Origin of the sequence: Alteromonas sp. B31-7, assembly GCF_015767655.1 — a bacterium.
Classification (GTDB): domain Bacteria; phylum Pseudomonadota; class Gammaproteobacteria; order Enterobacterales; family Alteromonadaceae; genus Alteromonas; species Alteromonas australica.
The window spans coordinates 1274497-1296481 of record NZ_CP065233.1 but is presented as its reverse complement, the minus strand read 5'-3'; the positions used below and the strand labels follow the sequence as shown (position 1 = coordinate 1296481).

The window sequence follows — 21985 nt, the reverse complement described above, 5'->3', positions numbered from 1 at the left end:
AGGCTTGTATGGTCGGTTATTTAAAGAATGGTCTTTCAATGATTGACCAAAAGCCGCACAATCTCACAACAAGATACCTTAAAGTAAAAATGACTACTACAATTTAACAAATTATTTTAATATTTGTTAACATTTTATTTCTTCAATTAGGAAATTAGAAACGATGTCCGAACCCTACAGCCCTAACAAATCGTCATTCTTACCTCACCTCTCTGTGGATAATATTGTATTTGGTATTATTGACGGCAAGCTCAATGTGCTCGTGGCTGAATACAAGGAGGGGGACGCTGAAGGGAAAAAAGGGTTACTCGGTGGCTGGGTCGGTATAAATGAAAATATTGATGATGCAGCAAAGAGGCTAGTAAGGGCTATCACCGGTGAAAATGACTTTCACATGGAGCAACTTAGGGCGTTTGGCGCACCAAACAGATATCCCCTTGATAGAGTAATAACCATTGCTTACTACGCCTTAGTTCGCCCCGAAAATTACTCATTCCATGCAGGGTTTACCGCAAGTGATGTTAGCTGGTACCCCGCAAAACAGTTGCCACCACTTATTTATGACCACAACAAGCTGGTAGATGCGGCACTTGAACAGTTAAAGCGCAAGATTCGTTTTGAACCCATTGGTTTCAACTTGCTACCTGAGAAATTTACACTGCTACAGCTCTTGGAAGTGTATGAAGCGATATGGGGCGTAAAGCTCGACAAACCTAATTTTAGACGAAAAATTCTCAAAATGAATTTATTGGTTGATTGCCAAGAAAAGCAAAAAGGGGTAACGCATCGCGCTGCTAACTATTATCGATTCGATCCCATCGTTTACCAAAAACTCTGCGAACATGGGTTTAACTTTGAGTTTTAACCCATATCCCATCTCTTTGACCCAAGACGTCATTTATTCGAATACCATTCATAACAATGATGGCGCGCTTAGTAAATCACAACTAAAACATGGGCTTAGATTAATACTAAACCCATTGTCTTCGTGTTTTATTTATCTTCAGCGAAAGGGAGCTGTCTTGCAAAATCTTTCAGTCCCTTATCATGACCGAATAGAAGTGGATAATCCTTTCTACCAGGCATCGGCCAATCGTTACGCCAAGAATGCCCATCATGAAGCCCCCAGAACGTGACCCTACTAATCTTGTCGCTGTGTCGGTTTACAATAGCGAATAAAGATTGGTAACGGTTGGCAAGTTCCTTTTGTATATTAGAGGGTAACGAATCACTGTATGGGTTAAATTCGTCTTGTAACGCAATAGACAATCCCACATCTGCGCCCATGTTGTTTTCGTCAGGAAAAGGTAACACCGAAATATCCAGCTCGGTAAGCATGACATCTACACCTAACAAAGAAAAAGCTTTAATACTATCCTCAACCTCTTTCAAATCAGGGTGTTCCAACGAATAGTGAGCTTGCATACCGACGCCATCTATCTTAATCCCCTTTGACTGGAGCCGTTTGACTAAACTCACTACCCCCTCTCTTTTGGCAGGTTTAAAGAGATTGTAATCGTTGTAGTAAAGCTTCGCCTTTGGCGCTGCCTCATGAGCATATTCAAACGCTTTTTCTATGAAGTCTTCGCCAATAATTTCGTACCAGAGTGATTGCCTTAAACTTCCATCTTCATTGAAAGCCTCATTCACCACGTCCCACCCATATAGCCTATTTTTATATCGACCTGCCACAGTATCGATATGATTTTTCATCAACAAGAGTAGCTCTTCCCTACTCTTTCGGCTTCCGTCTTCACGATGAAAAACCCAGTCTGGGGTTTGACTGTGCCAAACCAATGTATGACCAACCACCTGCATATTGTTAAGTTCGGCAAAAGATACTAAGTCATCCGGACGTGCAAAGGAGAACTGCGTTGGCGTAGGGTGGATCTCTTCCCACTTCATCATGTTTTCTGGCGTTAGTGTATTGTAATGCTGTGTAAGCAAGAGGTTGTCCGCTTCACTGCTTATATGATGTTCGTTCACTGCTGCGCCAATAACGAATTTGCCCTCAAACGCCTGCTTTAAACTAAATGGTGATTCAACTTCGGACTTTTGTTCGGACATACCATTACACCCTGTCACAAAAATCATCGCGCTAAATATAGATGCAATATGTTTTTTTAACTTCACCATACACTCCTTATAGTCAATATGAGCGACAAATTCTGATAGCAATACTCTCCAAGACAAACAACCATTTTTAATATTTCCATTACATTTTTACGTTTTTCTATGGACGCGCAATTCACAAAGTATACTTTATATTAACAAATATTAAGTTATAGTGTTTTTGACAATTAGAAAGAGTGAGATGTTTCGTGAAAACAGCGCTAAGTGTTAAACAGAAATTTGGCTATGGCCTAGGGGATACCGCCAGTAACATCGTCTTCCAGATGGTCGCCAATTTTATGTTAATTTTTTATACCGACGTGTTTGGCCTCACTGCGGCGGCCGCGGGAACATTACTATTAGTGGTGCGTCTATTCGACGGTATAACCGACCCTGTTATGGGCACCATTGCGGATAGAACAAGAGCGAGATTGGGTGGTTACCGCCCGTATCTTTTATACCTTGCAGTTCCTTTTGGCGTGTTCGCCGTCCTTGCCTTCTACACACCAGATTGGTCCTCCAACGGCAAACTTATCTACGCCTACGTTACCTATGGTTTATTAATGACGATATACACCGCAATCAATATACCTTACGGCGCTCTAGGGTGGCACGATGACAACAGACCCTACCGAGCGCGCTTCTTTGCAGTCTTACCGATTTGCAATGGCAATGTTTGCGATGTTTCTTGTCGTTTGGGCTATCCCAAAACTCGTTTTATTCTTTGGTGGCGGTAACGAACAAAAGGGATATCCGATAGCGATGCTTGTAATGAGTGTGCTAGCTATCATTTGCTTTGTTCTCTGCTACTTCTTTACCAGTGAAGAAAAGTTTGATGCTAGTACCTACCAGAAAGCTAAATTGAGTGACTTTTATACGTTAATTAAGAATAGCCAATGGACACTAGTTGCCCTTATTAGCTTGTTCACTCTTATTTTGATTGGCGTACGCTCTTCTGTGGCTCCTCATTACATAAAATACTACTTAGAAGCACCAGATCTACTTTCTCCATTCTTAACCGTGGCTGCCACAGGTTCAGTATTAGGCGCTATTGCTACCCACTTACTGACAAAGAAGATACAAAAAATTCGTCTATTCAAAATAGCGTTGTGGGTGGTCATCGTTTCCCACCTTCTGTTTTTCATTGTTCCATCGTCTAGTTTATCCCTAATCTTTGGGCTATTTTTCATCGCTAACTTCGCCCACATGATCATTACTCCGCTTATGTTTTCAATGGTGGCGGACACTATCGACTTTGGCGAAAAAATGAGTGGAAAGAAGCTTACCGCCATAGCGTTTTCTGGTCATTTACTAGCGATAAAACTTGGTTTTGCCATTGGGGGAGCTCTCGCAGGCTGGCTACTATCAATGTTTGGTTATATAGCCAACCAATCGCAATCTGCTGAGGCACTACAAGGTATCCTCATTGCGTTCGCCGGCATTCCCACTCTATGCATGCTAGCAGCGGTCTTATTCATCTCAAGATATCGTCTCACAGAAACTACTGTTTTAGATATTCAACATTCGCTTTCAAAATAAATAGCAGGTTAATTATGCCATTAAGTCATGCAGAAGAAGTTCAAATTAAAGATGCAGAGCGCGCAGAGGAGCTTACTACGAAGCAAAAAAGTAAGCCTCTTGTGGAACACATTTACACGGCAGATCCCTCTGCCCATGTGTTTGAAGGAAAGATTTATGTCTACCCATCCCACGACATAGAGACCGAAGAAGGTCCATCAGTTAACGATGACGGGGACCAATATGCTATGCGAGACTACCATGTTCTGTCTTTATCAGAGGACTTAAGTACCGCCACAGACCATGGGGTAGCGTTAACCCTTGACGACATTCCGTGGGCAAGCACACAATTATGGGCTCCTGATGCGGCTAAAAGGGGCGACACCTATTATTTTTACTTTCCAGCAAGAGATACTGAAGGGTTATTTCGTATTGGTGTGGCAACATCCGATAAGCCCTACGGCCCGTTTGCTGCTGAAGAAAGCTTCATACCAGGTACGTACAGTATTGACCCTGCTGTCTATGAAGATGACGACGGCAGTTTCTATTTGTATTTTGGTGGACTATGGGGGGGGCAATTAGAGCACTGGGAGCACAACACCTATTCATCTTCAGCGAAAGAACTAGCGCCACAAGACCCTGCTTTTTGCCCACGGGTGGCTAAATTAAACGACGATATGCTCACATTAGAGAGTCCGCCCAAAAATATTCTCATTTACGACGAAAACGGTGAGTTAATTAAAGCCGGAGATAATCACCGTCGTTTTTTCGAAGCCGCTTGGATGCACAAACACAATGGTGTCTATTACTTCTCTTACTCGACTGGCGATACTCATAAAATAGTGTATGCCACGGGGAGCTCGCCTCTAGGCCCTTTTACGTATCAGGGAACTATTTTAGAGCCCGTGCTAGGCTGGACAAACCATCATAGTATCGTCTCTTATCAGGATAAATGGTACTTGTTCTACCATGATAGCACCCTGTCAAAAGGCCAATCTCACTTGCGTAGTGTGAAAATGGCGGAATTGATACATGATGAACAAGGCAAAATTATTACCTACAACGCCTACCACGTGTAACCCTATCCATTTTATTTACGTCGCGAAGAGCGCAGCAAACTGGCGCTCTGCGGCTTTTAATGCGGTGGACAAATGATGATACCTGTTCAACAAAAATCTAAACGCAATAAAAAATACCCGCTATTCGCCAATGTTCAATTAATGTGGCTATGCCTCTTGCTTCTACCCCACATGGTCGACGCGGATTCTCTAAAAACGCATTTCAAAGATGACTTTTTGATAGGTGCAGCGGTAGGGAGAAGTATTGTAGAAGGAGACTCCCCTTTGGCTAACGAGTTAGTGTCGAAGCATTTCAACACGTTAACCGTTGAAAATGACATGAAGGCGGAAGTTGTTAGCCCACAAAGGGGGCAATATGACTTTTCAAGGGCTGATGCATTTATTGATTATGCCAAAGCACGAAACGCCTTTGTCATTGGACATACCTTAATTTGGCATAATCAGACGCCCTCCTGGTTCTTCACAAATGAGAAGGGGGAACCTTTTGATGAAGAGGAGCAATCCCGAGTGTTAAACGCGCATATTAAAGTGATGGCTGAACGTTACCTTGGCCAGGTTCACGCATGGGACGTGTTGAACGAAATAATTGACGATGATGGGAGTTACAGACCCACTATTTGGGTAGAGCAGATAGGTGGGGGAGACAAACTCGCTAAAATGGCCTTCCGAGCCGCTCAAAAATATGCGCCTAACACAGAACTTTACTACAACGACTTCAATGCCTGGAAGCCAGGAAAAGTGAAAGGTATTGTACGAATGATAAGAATGCTAAAGAAAGAAGGCATTCGTATAGATGGTATTGGCATACAAGGTCACTGGGGACTGAATTACCCGAGTATTAGCCTCATCGAAGAGGCTATAGATGCTTACGCTGCCGAGGGCGTAAAGGTGATGATAAGCGAGATAGATATTGACGTACTGCCGATAACAAAAGAGGGACAAGTCATAGGCTCGGGGTTACTCCATAAACAGTTTCAAGAGCCGGAGTTCGAAGCGTTTCTCGATCCTTATAAAGAGAACTTACCTACGTCGGTTGCAAAGCAATTAGATGCTCGTTGGACAGCGCTTTTTTCCCTATTCAAACGTAAGTCAGACGCTATAGACAGGGTAACCTTTTGGGGGGTTGACGATTCAACCTCATGGAAAAATGACTACCCTGTAACTAATCGTACTAACTACCCATTATTGTGGAACCGAGACTTCTCGCCAAAAGGTGCATTAGAAAAAATTCTTACTTTGTAGTAGTCCCCCTATGTGTCGTGTTACGGCACATAGGGCCCTCACGTTTTCACTTCAATCACGCTATAAATACTGATCCCAGAAGAATCATAATTTCACATGGTACTTTTCGTAATTGTTTGGCCGCTAGTCTTCGTTAATGATGAGTTAAAAAATGAGGACATATCATGCATTACATCGGTATCGACATTGGTACATCTGGAATCAAAATAGTCGTATGCGACTCAGCGGGCACGGTGGTTGATAGCGAATCCCACTCCCTTAACGTTTCATCTGCTCACCCAAAGTGGTCAGAACAATCCCCTGCTGACTGGAGGCACGCCATTGATCATACCATGTCAGCACTAAGTCTAAGAGGAAGTCTTAAAAAAGTAAAAGCCATTGGATTAGCAGGTCAGATGCACGGTGCAGTTCTAATTGATACAAGCGGAAACGTTATCCGTCCAGCCATACTATGGAATGATGGACGTAGCGAAAAGCAGTGCACTGACATGATGAATGAATGCCCAGAAGCGACCGTCATCACTGGTAATCTAATTATGCCTGGTTTCACATCGCCAAAAGTGAGGTGGGTAAAGGAACACGAACCGAGTAACTTTGCAAAGATAGACAAAGTACTTCTACCAAAAGATTACATTCGATATTTGCTGACGGGACAATTTGTCAGTGAAATGTCTGACGCAGCAGGCACCTGCTGGCTCGATACCAAAAACAGGGATTGGTCCGATGAACTGTTGGCACTCGCCGATCTTAAACGCAAACATATGCCCTCACTGGTTGAAGGTACAGAAACATCAGGATCGTTGAAGGCAGACCTCGCTAAAAAGTGGGGGGTGGATCAAATACCCATCGTGGGTGGCGCTGGAGACAACGCGGCAGGTGCCATTGGTAGCGGCGTCGTTGACACCGGTCAGGCGATGATTTCATTGGGCACGTCAGGCGTAATTTTTGCCGTGACCGATAAATTTATCTTTAACCCAAACTCCGCGTTACATAGCTTTTGTCACGCTATTCCAAATAAGTGGCATGTTATGTCAGTGCACCTGAGTGCTGCTTCTTGTTTACAATGGTTTGCTAACATATCGGCCAATGGTGATGTCGCCACGTTACTCAATGAACTGGACGAGTCGCCCGAAGATACGACGTCCCATTCCTGTTATTTCACTCCCTATTTAAGTGGAGAAAGAACACCTCACAACAACCCAGATTTGACCGGGCGTTTCTGCAACCTAACCCACAGTACAACGCGTAAGGACATGACATATTCAGTGCTAGAGGGCGTTGCCTTTGCATTTAAAGATGGCCTTAAGGTTATGCAGGAAGCAGGCGTCCATTTAAATTCAATCTCCATTATTGGTGGAGGCGCTAGAAGCCAGTTTTGGCGGCAGTTAATATCAGATGTTCTTGGCATGCCAATTACCTACCGCCAAGGCGGCGAAGTTGGTCCTGCATTAGGCGCTGCCAAGTTAGCTAAAATAAATGAATTCCCGTCGGAAGATATCTCTACCCTTTGCCCAGTTCCTAACGCAATAGAAGAGCATAGTCCAAATCCAGCACGCCATAAGTTACTGATGAGCAGGTATGAAGCCTTCACTATGTTTACCAACCAACAAATCAAAGAGTAAATTGAATATGTTTTCAAACAAACAATGTGCTGATGCTATCCGAATTTTAAGCATGGATGGCGTAGAAGCTGCCAAATCAGGGCACCCAGGTATGCCTATGGGGATGGCAGATATTGCAGAAGTGCTATGGCGTAAGCATTTGGTTCATAACCCTCGCGATCCACACTGGATGAATAGAGATCGCTTTGTTTTGTCAAATGGACATGGTTCGATGTTACTTTACAGCCTACTTCATCTCACAGGTTATGATGTGTCTATTGACGACCTTGCACATTTTCGCCAACTGCATTCCAAGACACCAGGTCACCCAGAAAAAGGATACACGCCGGGTGTAGAGACAACCACGGGCCCGTTAGGGCAAGGCATTGCTAATGCTGTCGGCTTTGCTCTTGCCGAAAAAATGCTTTCAACAGAATTCAACAAACCTGATTTTAATATCATCGATCACTACACCTATTGCTTTGTAGGCGATGGTTGCTTAATGGAGGGAATATCCCATGAAGTCGCCTCGCTTGCAGGAACCTGGCAACTGAGCAAGCTTATTGTATTTTACGACGATAACGGAATATCAATAGACGGTGAAGTGGAAGGCTGGTTCACAGACAACACCCCAAAACGGTTTGAAAGCTATAACTGGCATGTTATTCAAAATGTAGATGGCCATGACGCCACGGCTATTGATAACGCCATAATTGCGGCTAAAAAAGCGTCGAAACCTACGCTCATTTGTTGCAAAACCACTATTGGCCATGGCTCTCCCAACAAAGCGGGTTCCCATTCCTGTCATGGTGCGCCACTAGGCTTAGAGGAGATATCATTAGTCAAACAAGCACTTGGAGTAGACGCCGAACCATTCTCTTTGCCCGATGGAATGTACAACGCTTGGAACGCCAAAGATAAAGGACTGACATGGCAAACCGATTGGGATCAAAAGCTAAGCCACTATGCGAAACTATATCCGCAGGCCGCCTCTGAACTTCAACGACGATTAAAAGGTACATTGCCAGAGGCGTTTCTTTCAAAGAAAAAAGCACACTTGCAAAACCTTTTATCACACAGAGCCAATATCGCTTCAAGAAAAGCCTCTGAAAGTATGATTAATCAACTCAAAAGTATCATTCCCGAGCTAATCGGTGGCTCTGCTGACTTAGCGCCTTCTAATCTAACGCAATGGAAAGAGGCGTTACCGTTTTCTCATTCAACTCCCCAAGGCCAGTATTTACACTTCGGTGTAAGGGAGTTTGGCATGGCAGCGATAGCAAACGGCGTGTCAGCTTACGGTATGCACAAAATTTTTGCAGCGACATTCCTAATGTTTATGGAATACGCTAGAAACGCTATTCGCATGTCAGCGTTAATGAAATTGCCCAATATTTTTGTATTTACTCACGATTCAATCGGCCTTGGTGAAGACGGCCCTACTCATCAACCTATAGAACAAATTGCGAACTTACGGGCGACCCCTAACCTTGATACCTGGCGTCCCTGTGATGAAATTGAAACTGCAGTTGCCTGGTACAGTGCGGTAGAACAAACATCACGTCCTAGCGCGTTATGTTTTTCTAGACAGTCCCTTTCCCCCACACCACAAACGACGGCATCCATAGAAAATATAGAGAAAGGTGGTTACATCCTTTTGGATAGCAAAATGCCGCCCTCGTTAATACTTATGTCGAGCGGTTCTGAAGTCCAGCTGGCGTTATCGGTGGCCAGCCAACTCTCGAAGGAACAAGGTTTAAACATTCGGGTGGTTTCCATTCCCTGTTTTTCTCGCTTTCAACAGCAACCAAACAGTTACAGAGACAAGGTCCTTCCCCCTCATATCAGGCACCGCTTTGCAATAGAAGCCGGATGTTCACAGCCATGGTATGAATTTGTAGGGCTGGATGGCCGCGTGTTTGGCATAGATTCGTTTGGCGAATCGGGAAAGGCGGAGGCGCTTTATGAACACTTTGAACTCACTCAAGAGGAGATTTGCAAACAAATATTGAGCGACATAGGTACCCCTAGTCCTTAGCAATAAGCGGAATGCTAATAGCAAAAAACATAATTGTTAGAACGATGTAAACGCTCAATAATCGCCGATACATAAACATAGATACGGAGAACTACTCATGTCTCAATTTTTCGAGTCAGTAGAAAAAATAAAATACGAAGGCCCTAATTCAGAGAACCCTCTTGCATTTAGACATTACAATGAAGACGAAATAATTCTTGGTAAATCTATGAAAGAGCACTTACGGTTTGCTGCGTGCTATTGGCACAACTTCTGTTGGGATGGGGCCGACGTTTTTGGTGCTGGTACATTTGGCCGCCCTTGGTTGAAACCGGGCAATGCCATGGAAAGAGCAAAACAAAAAGCGGATGTCGCATTTGAATTTTTTAGCAAGCTGGGTATTCCTTATTATTGTTTCCACGATGTAGACGTTAGCCCAGAGGGCGCTAACCTGAAAGAGTACACTGAAAACTTCTTAACGATGACAGATGTTCTGGAGCGAAAGCAGGAAGAAACAGGATTATCCTTATTGTGGGGAACCGCGAATCTTTTCAGTAACCCGCGATACGCAGGTGGTGCGGCGACTAGCCCTAACCCTGAAATATTTTCTTATGGTGCCACTCAAGTATTTAACGCAATGAATGCGACAAAACGTTTAGGTGGTGCAAACTATGTACTATGGGGCGGTCGTGAAGGCTATGAAACGCTACTCAATACCGACTTGCGTCAAGAACGAAAGCAGTTGGGACGGTTCATGCAAATGGTTGTGGAGCACAAGCATAAAATTGGTTTTAAGGGGACATTATTAATAGAACCAAAGCCTCAAGAACCCACTAAACATCAATATGACTATGATACCGCAACGGTTTATGGTTTTCTTAAAGAGTTTGGCCTAGAAAATGAATTTGCCGTTAACATTGAAACCAATCACGCCACTTTAGCGGGTCATTCATTCCATCATGAAGTAGCCACCGCTATTTCTTTGGGAATATTCGGCAGTGTAGATGCTAACCGAGGAGACGCGCAGAATGGTTGGGATACGGATCAATTCCCAATTAATGTAGATGAACTATCACTGGTAATGTACGAAATATTAAAGGCCGGTGGTTTCTCAACCGGTGGGTTCAATTTCGACACAAAATTACGCCGCCAAAGTACCGACCCGCTAGACTTATTCCACGGTCACATAGGCGGTATGGATCATCTGGCTATGGCCTTGAAACGCGCTGCTCAATTAGTGGAAAATGACTTCTTGGCAGAAGCCGTTTCATCTCGATACCAGGGCTGGAATACATCACTTGGGAAAGACATTCTAGGCGGTAATTATTCTCTTGAATCGCTCTCTCAGCAAGCCCTCGGCGATAACCTAAACCCATCTCACAACACGGGTCAACAAGAGTTATTAGAAAATAAAGTTAACCGCATAATTTATGGTTAATTAGTTACCATACATTCGCTTTTATTGAAAAGGGCATGAGTTAATCATGCCCTTTTTCCAAAATGGACGTGATGAAATGTTAAAAAATTAACGCACTCTCCGTCTCATTCTCCACACTGAACCCACCCGATTTAGCCAACCTCGCCTTCATTAAACTCTTGATAGTTTAACGAATAAAAATGTGCGGGCTGTCTCGCACCAGATAAATCCTGACAACAGATCCCCACAAACGCGCCAGTAAAGTTCGCCCCAGCCCCACCCTCTCCGAATTCATCAGATAAGATACTGTAATCAAGATTTACTGCTACCCAATGCCAAGCACTTTCATCAGTTTTGTAAGCTAGGTGAAGTAAGTCATGATCAATATTTGCTTTCAAATACACTTTCCCCGTATCGGGTAGTTTTATTGGCTCTTCTAATAAGTATTCACAATTTGCTCGCCCCTGACAGGATGACAATTCTATAACCCGTCCCTTTTCCTCGCTAAAAGTAACGTATAAATAATAATATTGCTTGCTATTGTAGTAACACACTAACCCAGCCATCTGTTGAAAGTTTTTAGGTGAAAAAGAAAACTCAGTGGTATAACTGAAACGAAACGATTGTTGGCGTCGCGCCAAAAGGCTTTGCTCAAATAAGCTACCTAAACTTTGCTGCCCATGAAGGGTTAGCGCGTGGGGACTGTAGTATAAAACCTCTTTAGGTAAAGGGTAACGTAGCGAATGATAACTATTCGGTAATTTCTGCCGCTTAAAATCTACCTTTTCAATGAAACAAGTATTGTGTGGATGCTTATCTGTTTGGATAATTAATGAAGGGATGTTAGCTCCGCTGGCTAACTCTGGCCAACCGTCTTTCCAAGATAGTTTTTGCAGTGCTGTTTCTCGCCCCATCACAGAGCGACCACGGAATGTCAACGGCCGACTACATAAGTGCACTAAGATGCTCTCACCTTCCGGCGTTGTGCATATATCACCATGACCAGAGCGTTTGATAGACAGGTTAGGCGAGCATTTACTGGATAATAATGGCCTATTTAATGGTAGCTCATAGGGGCCGAAAACAGTTTCCGATCTCGCGATGGTGACGGCATGGTCTTTATCAGTGCCTCCTTCTGCTACGATTAAATAATAGTAGTTACCCTTTTTAAAGATATGAGGTCCTTCCGCCAAGCCTAGCTCTGACCCTTTAAATATTACACTAGGAGATCCAAGTAGCTTACCCGTATTGAGATCAATTTCTTGGCAACTAATCCCACCAAAAAAGCGACCAGCATGATTGCCTCTAACTTTACTCGGCCTGTGATCCCAAATCATATTTAACCAATAACTTTTACCTGTGTCATCGTGAAACAATGAGGGGTCGAACCCACTGCTATTGATGAACCGAGGAGTAGACCAAGGCCCTGTTATCTTTTCACTCGAAATAAGATAGTTTGGTGTATCTTTAAAGTCTCCCTGAAAGCGACGAGTATTGGTGAACGCCAAATAAAATCGTTCATTGTGATACGAAAGACAAGGCGCCCAAACGCCACAACTGTCGGGATTACCACGCATGTCTAACAATTCAAGGCTCGCTAATGGTCGCGCCGCTAGTACCCAGTTAACCAAATCTACAGAGTGATAAATGCAGACTCCTGGATACCACTCAAATGTTGATGTTGCCAGGTAATAATCATCCCCTACTCTGACAATGGTAGGGTCGGGATGAAATCCCCGTAAAATTGGATTTTTCATGTGAGTCATACGTTTACGCTCATGTCACAAACTAGAAGGGACTTTAGGTTGAAACTTTTATAAAACGCCAACAATTACGATTACTTACATACTATTAACTAATTTTTACTATCCTATTCTAAGTAACAGAAAATCATATAACCTGTGTACGATAGCTGACGTAGCAGACACTAATACCGATATTAAAGGACGCGAGAATTGCAAAAAGACATCGTAAATTGGGGAATTATTTCAACTGCTCGTATAGCAAATACCTTTGCACAGGACGTAAGGCATTGCACTAATTCCAAGTTATACGCGGTAGCATCTAGAAATATTAAAGATGCTAAACATTTTGCCCACAACCACCAAATACCCAATGCGTATGGAAGTTATACGTCGATGCTAGAAGATCCCAACATTGACGCTGTCTACATTGCCACTCCGCATACCCTTCATTGCGAAAATGCAATACAAGCAATGCAGGCCGGCAAACATGTTTTATGTGAAAAACCTGCCACCACATCATTGTCTTTATTAGAGCACATGATTGCCGAAGCTCGCGCGCAAGACCGCTTCTTTATGGAAGCCATGTGGACCTATTTTTTACCTGCCATTCTAAAATCTAAAGCATGGGTAGAATCAGGGGAAATTGGTGAACTATTGCATATAAAAGCCAGCTTTGGCTTCCCTGTTCACTATGAGCCAAAATCTAGGGAGTATGCAAAAGAGCTTGGGGGTGGATGCCTTTTAGACATGGGTATATACCCTATCGCCCTAGATGCGCTTTTCAATATTAGCGAGCCAACAACGGAGTTCGTTAGTCATCATTTAGCCACCAATGGGGTGGAAGACGATGTAACTTGGATTTACCAAAGGGGACAGGTTACATCAACGCTTCATACCAGTTTTAGAAGCCGGCTTAATAATGATGCCTGGCTCATTGGTAGTAAAGGCACCATTAGAATTCCTGATTTTTGGAGTGCAAAAGAATGTTTTCTTTACGACGGGAATTCGCTTGTTGAACACTTTGCTGACGCCCGTGAGGGTAGCGGCTTTGAATTTGAAATAAGTCACGCGAGTGACAAAATTCTTAAAGGTGAAAAAGAGTCTTCTATTGTAAGCCACATGGTTTCGCGCCAACTCCTAAAAAGGCTAAATGATATTAGATTAAATATCGAAGCTAATGGAAAAGATAACAGCTGAATTAAGGTGAATGAATAAATTTATGAATATCTTAGAGCAACTTAAACAAGTCACAACAATAGTCGCAGACAGTGGCGATGTAGACTTGATAAAATCACTATCTCCTATCGATGCTACAACTAACCCTTCGTTAATTCTTCGAGCGGCAAAGCAACCTCAATATAAGCACCTCCTTCTCGCGGCGATAGACAGCGCTGAGCCGCAAGCAACGACTGATGATATATGCGATCAGCTAATCGTTAATTTTGGGTGTGAAATATTAAAATATGTACCTGGCCGCGTAAGCAGCGAGGTTGACGCTAGATTATCCTTCGATACACAAGCTTCCATTGAAAAAGGGAGAAAAATCATTTCGCTGTATGAAAAGAGCGGTATAGGGCGAGAAAGGGTGCTAATAAAACTCGCCTCCACATGGCAAGGTATCAAAGCGGCTGAGCAGTTGGAAAAAGAAGGCATAAACTGCAACCTGACACTCCTTTTTTCAATGCCTCAAGCTATTGCGTGTGCAGAAGCTGGCGTAACCCTCATATCTCCATTCGTAGGCCGCATTCTAGACTGGTATAAATCAAAAACCGGGCTTGACTATGAAGGCGCAAATGACCCTGGGGTTAAGTCGGTTACGCAAATCTATCACTACTACAAACGCTATCACTACGCCACCACAGTCATGGGAGCAAGCTTTAGGAATACTGATGAAATTTTACAGCTAGCCGGTTGCGACCTATTGACGGTATCCCCCGCCCTGCTATCGCAGCTAAGTACTATGGAAGGAAAGCTAGACGTCAAGCTTAATGCCGATGCGATTGATAAAAAATCAAAAGCAGAAATTAAGCCACTATCTCATGAAGAATTCCTGTGGCAACACAACGAAGACGCCATGGCAACAGAAAAACTTAGCGAAGGCATACGCAACTTTGCAAAGGATCAGCGAACCCTTGAAGCGTTAGTGGAAAACCTTCGTGCTTCCTCTAAGTAAGCGTGGGAATATCGGCAAAGTGACTAGTCTAATTTGGTGGACTGCAAATAGATTACTCACAGCCTGCCAATATCACCGAATTTGCTGTTATTGTAAGCGGCGCTACACGCAGCAACGTGTTGATCCCCAGAATATTACTTCCCTTGGGGATCACCGCCACCTCCACAGGCCCTACCTCGCAATGATCACCAATGCGAATTGAACTGAGTTGGTACTGAGCCACCTTTAGTATTTTACCATTCGCCAATCTGGCTGCAGAGGTTCTAATGGCAATACGTTTTTTTCTGTGGGTAAGCGCATCAAAGGTTTCTTGATTTAGGGTGAGCAAGCTTGACCCCGTATCGAGTAAGAATTTTGCTTTTACTCTCGATTCGAGGGTTGCCTCCAGATACAAGGTTCCCCCACCACTTTGCGCGAGGGGGATCTGTTGTTCAATGGCAAATGCGGCGTTAATGAAAACTAGCATCATGCTGATTAAGCTAAACCGAAGAATCTTCACTGCAGAGGCACCAAGCTATTAGAGTCTAAAAACAAAGCAAATTGGACACCAAGGCGTTAATCCCTTGATTTCAATAGCGTCCCCACCTTTCCTCACTACGCAAAAGCACCAATAATGCGCAACAAAAATCAAAACGCACCAAATTCAGGCGAAAAATAGAATTACCCCCTCTTTTCATCATCATTTGATAAGATAAAACCGAACATCCCAAAAAACTGATAGCTTATGACTATCACGAATCATCATTGTTTTAAAAATTTTCATTAATACAATATGAAAAGGTACTAATTTGGTGCAAAAAGAGGATCCAGCATGAAATTACGCTATATTTTGGGCACACTACTGATAACTGCCACCCTGCCTCTAGCAGCGCAGGCTGAACAAGTTTCTCATCAAGAGATGGTTGATGTTCAACTGGTCGATTTTTCTGGTAAGCCACCTTTTAAACGTAGAACGGTAAGTGTTCCCGTGAGTGATGTTGCTCAACTGGAAACACTAGGCCAAGAAGCCATTGAATACGTTGACGTTAAAGAAGTCGTGATGCGTGGCAAACCGCCGTACCGCAGAAAAGTCACTATGATGCCGGTATATGACGTCGCCCAGTTTGAAGTATTGGAAGCGCAAAATACTTCGCAAAAACGGGGGACGCGCCCTCCTTTCAAACGTTTTTAAGCCATCATTTATTACCAACATTGGCTGTTCACTATTGCATGAGTGAACGGCCTCTTAGTAAAAAAGCGACCTCTTCCCCACCGCCTTAACTTCTGTTTACACTTTAACCAACATTTAAGCTAGACTGGAAACGTCGAATGTTGGCAATCCGGCCTTGGTAACTTGAATGAGCAGATTGCGAATAATTGAAAACCACACTTTTACTGGCTTATACACTTGCCCCTAATTAGGCAAAAGGAGTTTCACAATGAAAACTAAAGCAATGGCGTTAGCCCTATTATTATCTGTAGTGGGTTGTTCTGAGAGTAACGAAGACGCAAAAACAGACATGAAAAAAGAAATGGAAAAGGCTGGTGAAGCAACAGCTGAAACCTATGAAGGCGCAAAAGAAAAAACGGCAGACGCGTGGGATGATACTAAAAATGCCACATCAGATGCTTATGAAGATGGTAAAGAAATGACCTCTGATGCCTATGAAGATGGCAAAGAAATGGCCTCTGATGCCTATGACAAAACCGCGGAAAAAACCGGTGAATGGAAAGACGCAGCAGCCAAAAAAGCCCACGAAGCCTGTGTGGCAATGAAAGAAAAGATGGGCGGCGACGTCAGTGAGTGTGACGATTAAGCGTTGCGTGGTAGCGGCTGGTTAAGTCCCTGCAAAACTGCACAGTAAGCCCAAATGGGGTCAGAGTACATTCCTGGCCGTGAAATATAACGTTGCCGCATTTTTCGCTGAGCAAATGACAGTTCACGATAAAAGTACTCTGACCCCATTATTTGTTTTGAAAATCTGTGATTTCTCCCTTACGCTATTCTGCAATTACGTGACGTAAAACGAGACTAAAAATGCAACCTCACGATCACTCACCACTTAACGATTTCATCGAATACCCTGAAGAACATATGCTTGCTCGAAGCACTGACTTTTTAAAAGCCATGCAGCGCCGTCATAGTATTCGTCATTTCAGTGATAAACCGGTAGATAAAGCCATTATTGAAAACTGTATTTTAACCGCAGGCACCGCACCTAGCGGCGCCAACCACCAGCCTTGGCATTTTTCTGCCATTCACTCTGCGAGTATAAAAAAGCAAATTCGCGAACAAGCGGAAGCCCACGAACGGGGGTTTTATGATGGGCGCGCTGGACAGCAGTGGTTAAACGACCTAAAACCTTTAGGCACTGATGCCAGCAAACCTTATCTCGAAACTGCCCCATGGCTAATAGCGGTATTCAGCCAAAAATTTGGGGAAACAGATACAGGAGAAAGAACTCAAAACTACTATGTCCATGAATCTGTTGGCATTGCAGTGGGTATGCTTATCACCTCGTTGCACAACGCAGGCTTAGCAACCTTAACGCATACTCCGAAACCGATGAACTTTTTAACTGACGTTTGCCAACGCCCTAGTAATGAGAGAGCCTACATGCTAATTGTGGCCGGTTATCCTGCTAAAGATGCCACCCTTCCCACCCATGCTAAGCAAAAGAAATCACTCAGCGAAATAGCCAGTTTCCTCTAACAAACTAAAAATGGGGTCAGAGTACTTTTTGAACGCGCTATTACGGTTCAATTCATGGAGTTAAAGCTCGACCCTCAAAAGTGTTAAGCCGCCCCCTTTCCCATTCCTTTTTGAGGGTATGGGAAATGTACTCTGCCCCCATTATTTCTTTACCCTTTGTTTGGCACAATTAAGTATTTTTCGCCTGTCTTTTTGGCATTGTAAAGGGCTACATTTTCAGGCTGCAGCGCTTCTTCAAGACTAAGTTCCTTGGTGTAAGAAGAGGCAAATGTGGTGTTTATTTCTGCAGCTACTTTTTGGTAAAGCTCACCCACCCGCTTTTTATCAAGCTTGCCCAAAAAGCGCATTAGCAGCCAACCTCCGATACCCCAGGTCATGCCATACGCACGATTTAAAATGGTGGGAGAAAAGTCTAAACCGCCGTAAATATACACCTGTTTATTGCTATCAGAGCCGTACGTGTTAAAACCCTTGGCATCTTTGCTGCCAGATGCTTCCATCATCGTGAGAATATCGCTAACAAGCTCGCCACCGCCGATGGCGTCAAAAGCTAACGTTGCACCTGTTTTATCAATGGCTTGGTAAAGTTCAGCTTTAAAATTCTCACTGCTAGAATCAAGCACAATTTTGGCGCCAATTTCTTTAAGCATATCCACCTGCTTTTGGCTGCGCACAATGTTCACTAACTCCACACCCTCATCTAAGCAAATCTTATTCAGCATTTGGCCTAAGTTAGACGCTGCGGCGGTATGTACTAATGCTTTGTGACCTTCCATTCGCATGGTCTCTACCATACCAAGTGCTGTTAGTGGATTAACAAATGAAGACGCCGCTTGCTGAGCAGTAGTACCTTCCCTATGCGGCAAACAAACTTGCACGGGAACACATGCGTATTCGGTGTAAGCTGCTCCCGTAAGAATAGATACGGTTTTTCCCATCAACGCTTGCGCTTCTGAGCTGTCGCCAGCGGCAACTACGGTTCCAGCACCTTCATTGCCGATAGGTAACGTTTGATCAAGACGTGATTTAATACGAGCTAGCAATGGCTTATGAACTGGCGCAATAAGCGCACCCTTATCAGCGTTAAACGACGCCTTATCTAAACTAGCGGGGCCAAACATTGGCCACATATCAGAAGGATTAATCGGTGAGGCCTCCATACGAACAATAACTTCGTGGGGCTTAGGCTCTGGTACATCAACCTCTTTAAGAGATACTTGCAACTCGCCTTCTGAGGTAATAAGCGTAAAAAGTTGTTTTGATTTATTCATATCGGTGTTTCCCGCCCTAGTGATAACGCTAAATATATTCTTAAGCTAACACGACACCACTATCAGCAATATTTATATTGCGAATATATATGAGTTCCAATGATTTATAATTAAGGCGCTGAGTTAATGGGGTCAGAGTACTTTTCTCACGAGCGTACACGGCATCTTTTTCTTCCAGCTTTTTCTCACTGTCTATTAGACCAGTTTTAGCGGGTACAGGGTTGTAGATAGTTTTTAAATTGCCCATCTTAGTAAAAAGAAAACTCAAAAAGTAACTCATAAAGGTATGGCTCGTAAACATCGACTAGGCCCAGCTGGCTTTGCACAGCATGTCATTCAACGAGGAAATAATCGCTCTATATGCTTTGCCGATGAAAGCGACTACATTGCATACGCCCATTGGTTAAAGAAGTTTTCGCTGCAATTTGACGTAGCTATTCACGCATGGGTTTTAATGACTAATCATGTGCATTTACTTTGCACGCCTAACTCAGATAATCGTGGCGTCAGCGCGATGATGCAATCATTAGGGCGAATGTATGTAAGGTACTTCAACCATAAGTACAACCGCACCGGCACGTTATGGGAAGGGAGATTTAACTCTAGCTTGGTGAGCAGTGAAGAATATCTGCTTGCGGTTTACCGGTACATTGAACTTAACCCCGTGAGAGCCAATATGGTTTTATCACCAGCAGAATATAAATGGTCAAGCTATCGGATAAATGCATTAGGCATTAAATCAATGCTATGCAGCCCGCACCCTGTTTACTTATCATTGGGGAAAACTGACTTTCGGCGATTAAAAGCTTACCGAACTCTGTTCAAAAACGACGTACCGCAATCGGTCATAGATAAAATTCAAACCAGCTCACGAAAAGAGTTAGCTTTAGGAAGTAAAAAATTCAAACACCACATAGAACAGCTAACTGGCAGTACATTAAAAAATGAAACACTCGGCCGACCCGCTAGCAATAATAGAATAGCTAAAACTTAAATATTCAGGTGCTCAATAATGTACTCTGACCCCATTATTTTTCTTCAAACATTGTAAGGAAAGCGTGTAACGATGACATCACCCCATTCACAATTGCTTCAAAATTTATTCGGCTTTACTGCTTTCCGACAAGGGCAACAAGAGGTTGTTGAAGGCCTACTCAACGCGCGTTCTACACTAGCGATATTTCCCACTGGTTCTGGAAAGTCGTTGTGCTATCAATATGTTGCTACCCAGCTCCCCCACTTAACTTTGGTCATTTCACCTTTATTGGCCTTGATGAAAGACCAGCTTTCGTTTTTACACAGCAAAGGTATTGCAGCGGCCAGCATCGATTCAACTTTAACTGCTGAGCAAAATAAGCAAGTGATGAATGACGTGCGTTCTGGGCGCTGCAAAATTTTAATGGTGTCGGTAGAACGCTTTAAAAACGAGCGTTTTAGACAGTTTATAGAATCGGTCCAAGTGAGCATGTTAGTGGTAGACGAAGCACACTGCATTTCTGAATGGGGCCACAACTTTCGACCCGACTATTTAAAGCTACCGGCCTATCAAAAAGAACTGAACATTCCCTTAGTATTATTGCTAACGGCTACTGCCACTCAAAAAGTAAAGTTAGATATGGCCAGCCGTTTTAATATTGCTCATGGAAATATTATCCAAACAGGGTTTTATAGACCTAACCTCAATTTAAATGTGTTACCTGTAGCAGGTATCAATAGAAACAAAGTATTGCTAGAAGAATTACAACGACAGCAAGGCGCGGGTATTGTGTATGTCACCCTTCAAAACACCGCGCAAGAAGTTGCGCAATACCTACAACAAAATGGGTACGCCGCACAAGCTTACCACGCAGGTCTACACAATGATGTTAGGCAAAGTATTCAGCAAGATTTTATGGAAAATAGGCTGCAAGTTGTTGTGGCTACCATCGCGTTTGGTATGGGCATAGACAAGTCTGACATTCGCTTTGTTATACATTACGATTTGCCAAAATCTATTGAGAACTATAGCCAAGAAATTGGTCGAGGCGGGCGAGATGGAGGAACAGCCAACTGCACAGTGCTGGCAAACTTAGACGGTTTGGTGACCATTGAAAATTTTGTGTATGGCGACACACCCGATAAAAGCGCCATTCGGCGGGTGATAGATGATATTTCAGCGCAAGCGCCTGCGCACTTACAAGCTGCTAATATCAAATCTCCCCCCACCCCAACAAGTAGCAGCGTTTACCAGTGGGAAACGCAAATTAACAGCTTATCGAGTATAAGCAACATTCGGCAGTTACCCTTAAAAACTTTATTGGTACAGTTAGAGTTAGCCAACGTTATTCGCCCCCTGTACGCCTACTTTGCCGAATATAAATTCCGTTTCAATACGGAGCAAGTAGACATCCTTAATTTATTTTCTAAAGAACGAAGAGAATTCTTAGAAGCAGTTTTTACTCATTCAAATATGAAAAAAGTATGGGGAGTAGTAAATTTCGATAGCATCTACGCACAATATGGGGCAGAGCGCTCGAGAGTTGTGGCTGCACTAGAGTATTTGCACGAGCATAATCATATTGAGCTGGCGTCGCGCTTAATTACCGATGTGTACAGTGTTGACTATTCATTACTTCAACAAAGTGAATTAGCCGACAAATTGGCGCGCTATTTTGCTGAAAATGAACAAAAAGAGGTTGAGCGAATTGCCGCGCTAATTCAGTTTTTTGAACAAGATAGTTGTTTAAATTTCAACTTATCAGCCTATTTCGATGATAACCAAGCGCCACGTAAATGCGGCCATTGCAGCGTTTGCGAAGGCAAAGTCGCAAAACTTAGCTATTCAAGCCCCATACCAACACCAGAGAGAGAACAAGTATCTGCAGCAATGGCAGCACTAAGAGCACACCTAGAGGGAAAATTTAATGACCCAATCACGATATCCATCTATTGCCGATTTTTAACCGCCATGACCATGCCTCTCTTTACTCGATTGAAAGTGAAGCAAGTTAAGGGCTACGGAAGTTGTGAACACTGCCGTTATGCAGATGTGAAGCAACTAGTTAGCGAGCTAATCTAGAAATAATGGGGCCAGAGTACTTTTTAATTTACTCTGACCCCATTTTTTGCCCTCATTTTT

The 21985-nt window shown here is 43.4% G+C and carries 20 protein-coding genes; 15 read left to right on the top strand and 5 right to left on the bottom strand.

What is annotated here, in order from left to right; genetic code table 11:
- Positions 1–163: 163 nt before the first annotated feature.
- Positions 164–865 carry an NUDIX hydrolase gene (locus tag IUA53_RS05405; RefSeq protein WP_196898645.1) on the top strand — a complete coding sequence of 234 codons (702 nt, stop codon included), beginning with the start codon at positions 164–166 and terminating at the stop codon, positions 863–865.
- A gap of 128 nt (positions 866–993) precedes the next feature.
- Here IUA53_RS05405 and IUA53_RS05400 read toward each other — a convergent pair whose 3' ends face one another.
- Positions 994–2067 (bottom strand): endo-1,4-beta-xylanase, encoded by a 1074-nt coding sequence (locus IUA53_RS05400; protein ID WP_231401264.1) that lies wholly within the window; start codon positions 2065–2067, stop codon positions 994–996.
- A 254-nt stretch (positions 2068–2321) separates the two neighbouring features.
- Here IUA53_RS05400 and IUA53_RS20360 point away from each other — a divergent pair, with 254 nt between their 5' ends.
- From IUA53_RS20360 to xylA, 7 genes are all read left to right on the top strand, one after another.
- Positions 2322–2849, top strand: coding sequence for an MFS transporter (locus tag IUA53_RS20360; protein ID WP_269748620.1), 528 nt, complete (start codon positions 2322–2324; stop codon positions 2847–2849).
- A complete protein-coding gene (locus IUA53_RS05395) occupies positions 2779–3651 on the top strand; it encodes an MFS transporter (protein ID WP_332310821.1) in 873 nt (290 codons plus the stop codon). Before IUA53_RS20360 ends, IUA53_RS05395 begins: the two co-directional genes overlap by 71 nt.
- A 14-nt stretch (positions 3652–3665) precedes the next feature.
- Positions 3666–4709, top strand: coding sequence for a glycoside hydrolase family 43 protein (locus tag IUA53_RS05390; protein WP_044448225.1), 1044 nt, complete (start codon positions 3666–3668; stop codon positions 4707–4709).
- A 72-nt stretch (positions 4710–4781) separates the two neighbouring features.
- Positions 4782–5951: an endo-1,4-beta-xylanase gene (locus IUA53_RS05385; RefSeq protein ID WP_231401263.1), complete on the top strand. Its 1170-nt coding sequence runs from the start codon at positions 4782–4784 to the stop codon at positions 5949–5951.
- Between the two features lie 164 nt (positions 5952–6115).
- The gene (gene xylB / locus IUA53_RS05380; RefSeq protein ID WP_196898643.1) at positions 6116–7573 is read left to right on the top strand and encodes a xylulokinase; all 1458 of its coding nucleotides are present in this window, start codon (positions 6116–6118) and stop codon (positions 7571–7573) included.
- A 7-nt stretch (positions 7574–7580) separates the two neighbouring features.
- Positions 7581–9590, top strand: a complete 2010-nt coding sequence (gene tkt / locus IUA53_RS05375) for a transketolase (RefSeq protein ID WP_044448227.1) — start codon at positions 7581–7583, stop codon at positions 9588–9590.
- Positions 9591–9687: 97 nt separating this feature from the next.
- Positions 9688–11007 carry a xylose isomerase gene (xylA, locus tag IUA53_RS05370; protein ID WP_044448229.1) on the top strand — a complete coding sequence of 440 codons (1320 nt, stop codon included), beginning with the start codon at positions 9688–9690 and terminating at the stop codon, positions 11005–11007.
- A 131-nt stretch (positions 11008–11138) separates the two neighbouring features.
- Here the strand turns inward: xylA and IUA53_RS05365 are convergent, their stop codons facing one another.
- The gene (locus IUA53_RS05365; protein ID WP_196898641.1) at positions 11139–12743 is read right to left on the bottom strand and encodes a glycoside hydrolase family 43 protein; all 1605 of its coding nucleotides are present in this window, start codon (positions 12741–12743) and stop codon (positions 11139–11141) included.
- A gap of 198 nt (positions 12744–12941) precedes the next feature.
- Here IUA53_RS05365 and IUA53_RS05360 point away from each other — a divergent pair, with 198 nt between their 5' ends.
- Both IUA53_RS05360 and tal read left to right on the top strand, forming a co-directional pair.
- Positions 12942–13928 carry a Gfo/Idh/MocA family protein gene (locus IUA53_RS05360; protein WP_044448233.1) on the top strand — a complete coding sequence of 329 codons (987 nt, stop codon included), beginning with the start codon at positions 12942–12944 and terminating at the stop codon, positions 13926–13928.
- Positions 13929–13950: 22 nt separating this feature from the next.
- Positions 13951–14904: a transaldolase gene (tal, locus tag IUA53_RS05355; RefSeq protein WP_044449681.1), complete on the top strand. Its 954-nt coding sequence runs from the start codon at positions 13951–13953 to the stop codon at positions 14902–14904.
- A gap of 52 nt (positions 14905–14956) precedes the next feature.
- On the opposite strand, the gene IUA53_RS05350 is transcribed toward tal, so the two are convergent.
- Entirely contained in the window at positions 14957–15403 is a 447-nt protein-coding gene (locus IUA53_RS05350; protein WP_044057738.1) for a retropepsin-like aspartic protease, read from the bottom strand.
- Positions 15404–15715: 312 nt separating this feature from the next.
- Here IUA53_RS05350 and IUA53_RS05345 point away from each other — a divergent pair, with 312 nt between their 5' ends.
- From IUA53_RS05345 to IUA53_RS05335, 3 genes are all read left to right on the top strand, one after another.
- A complete protein-coding gene (locus IUA53_RS05345; protein WP_044448235.1) occupies positions 15716–16075 on the top strand; it encodes a hypothetical protein in 360 nt (119 codons plus the stop codon).
- Between the two features lie 247 nt (positions 16076–16322).
- The gene (locus IUA53_RS05340; RefSeq protein ID WP_044448237.1) at positions 16323–16700 is read left to right on the top strand and encodes a hypothetical protein; all 378 of its coding nucleotides are present in this window, start codon (positions 16323–16325) and stop codon (positions 16698–16700) included.
- 221 nt (positions 16701–16921) lie between these two features.
- On the top strand, positions 16922–17596 hold the full coding sequence (locus IUA53_RS05335; protein WP_044448239.1) for a nitroreductase family protein: 675 nt from the start codon (positions 16922–16924) through the stop codon (positions 17594–17596).
- Between the two features lie 149 nt (positions 17597–17745).
- Here the strand turns inward: IUA53_RS05335 and IUA53_RS05330 are convergent, their stop codons facing one another.
- Positions 17746–18867, bottom strand: coding sequence for a zinc-binding dehydrogenase (locus IUA53_RS05330; protein ID WP_044057742.1), 1122 nt, complete (start codon positions 18865–18867; stop codon positions 17746–17748).
- A 40-nt stretch (positions 18868–18907) separates the two neighbouring features.
- Positions 18908–19147 carry a hypothetical protein gene (locus IUA53_RS05325; RefSeq protein WP_044448241.1) on the bottom strand — a complete coding sequence of 80 codons (240 nt, stop codon included), beginning with the start codon at positions 19145–19147 and terminating at the stop codon, positions 18908–18910.
- A gap of 6 nt (positions 19148–19153) precedes the next feature.
- On the opposite strand from IUA53_RS05325, the gene IUA53_RS05320 reads away from it, so the two are divergent.
- Both IUA53_RS05320 and IUA53_RS05315 read left to right on the top strand, forming a co-directional pair.
- Positions 19154–19861 (top strand): transposase, encoded by a 708-nt coding sequence (locus tag IUA53_RS05320; RefSeq protein ID WP_044448243.1) that lies wholly within the window; start codon positions 19154–19156, stop codon positions 19859–19861.
- Between the two features lie 72 nt (positions 19862–19933).
- A complete protein-coding gene (locus IUA53_RS05315) occupies positions 19934–21925 on the top strand; it encodes a RecQ family ATP-dependent DNA helicase (protein ID WP_044448245.1) in 1992 nt (663 codons plus the stop codon).
- Positions 21926–21985: the final 60 nt, after the last annotated feature.

Coding starts and splice junctions, on each gene's coding strand:
- IUA53_RS05365 (WP_196898641.1), bottom strand. CDS start 12,743: ATGAAAAATCCAATTTTACGGGGATTTCATCCCGACCCTACCATTGTC.
- IUA53_RS05320 (WP_044448243.1), top strand. CDS start 19,154: ATGGCTCGTAAACATCGACTAGGCCCAGCTGGCTTTGCACAGCATGTC.
- tkt (WP_044448227.1), top strand. CDS start 7,581: ATGTTTTCAAACAAACAATGTGCTGATGCTATCCGAATTTTAAGCATG.
- IUA53_RS05315 (WP_044448245.1), top strand. CDS start 19,934: ATGACATCACCCCATTCACAATTGCTTCAAAATTTATTCGGCTTTACT.
- IUA53_RS05390 (WP_044448225.1), top strand. CDS start 3,666: ATGCCATTAAGTCATGCAGAAGAAGTTCAAATTAAAGATGCAGAGCGC.
- IUA53_RS05330 (WP_044057742.1), bottom strand. CDS start 18,867: ATGAATAAATCAAAACAACTTTTTACGCTTATTACCTCAGAAGGCGAG.
- xylB (WP_196898643.1), top strand. CDS start 6,116: ATGCATTACATCGGTATCGACATTGGTACATCTGGAATCAAAATAGTC.
- IUA53_RS05400 (WP_231401264.1), bottom strand. CDS start 2,067: ATGTCCGAACAAAAGTCCGAAGTTGAATCACCATTTAGTTTAAAGCAG.
- IUA53_RS05385 (WP_231401263.1), top strand. CDS start 4,782: ATGATGATACCTGTTCAACAAAAATCTAAACGCAATAAAAAATACCCG.
- IUA53_RS05345 (WP_044448235.1), top strand. CDS start 15,716: ATGAAATTACGCTATATTTTGGGCACACTACTGATAACTGCCACCCTG.
- IUA53_RS05325 (WP_044448241.1), bottom strand. CDS start 19,147: ATGAGTTACTTTTTGAGTTTTCTTTTTACTAAGATGGGCAATTTAAAA.
- IUA53_RS05335 (WP_044448239.1), top strand. CDS start 16,922: ATGCAACCTCACGATCACTCACCACTTAACGATTTCATCGAATACCCT.
- tal (WP_044449681.1), top strand. CDS start 13,951: ATGAATATCTTAGAGCAACTTAAACAAGTCACAACAATAGTCGCAGAC.
- IUA53_RS05405 (WP_196898645.1), top strand. CDS start 164: ATGTCCGAACCCTACAGCCCTAACAAATCGTCATTCTTACCTCACCTC.
- xylA (WP_044448229.1), top strand. CDS start 9,688: ATGTCTCAATTTTTCGAGTCAGTAGAAAAAATAAAATACGAAGGCCCT.
- IUA53_RS05395 (WP_332310821.1), top strand. CDS start 2,779: ATGGCAATGTTTGCGATGTTTCTTGTCGTTTGGGCTATCCCAAAACTC.
- IUA53_RS05340 (WP_044448237.1), top strand. CDS start 16,323: ATGAAAACTAAAGCAATGGCGTTAGCCCTATTATTATCTGTAGTGGGT.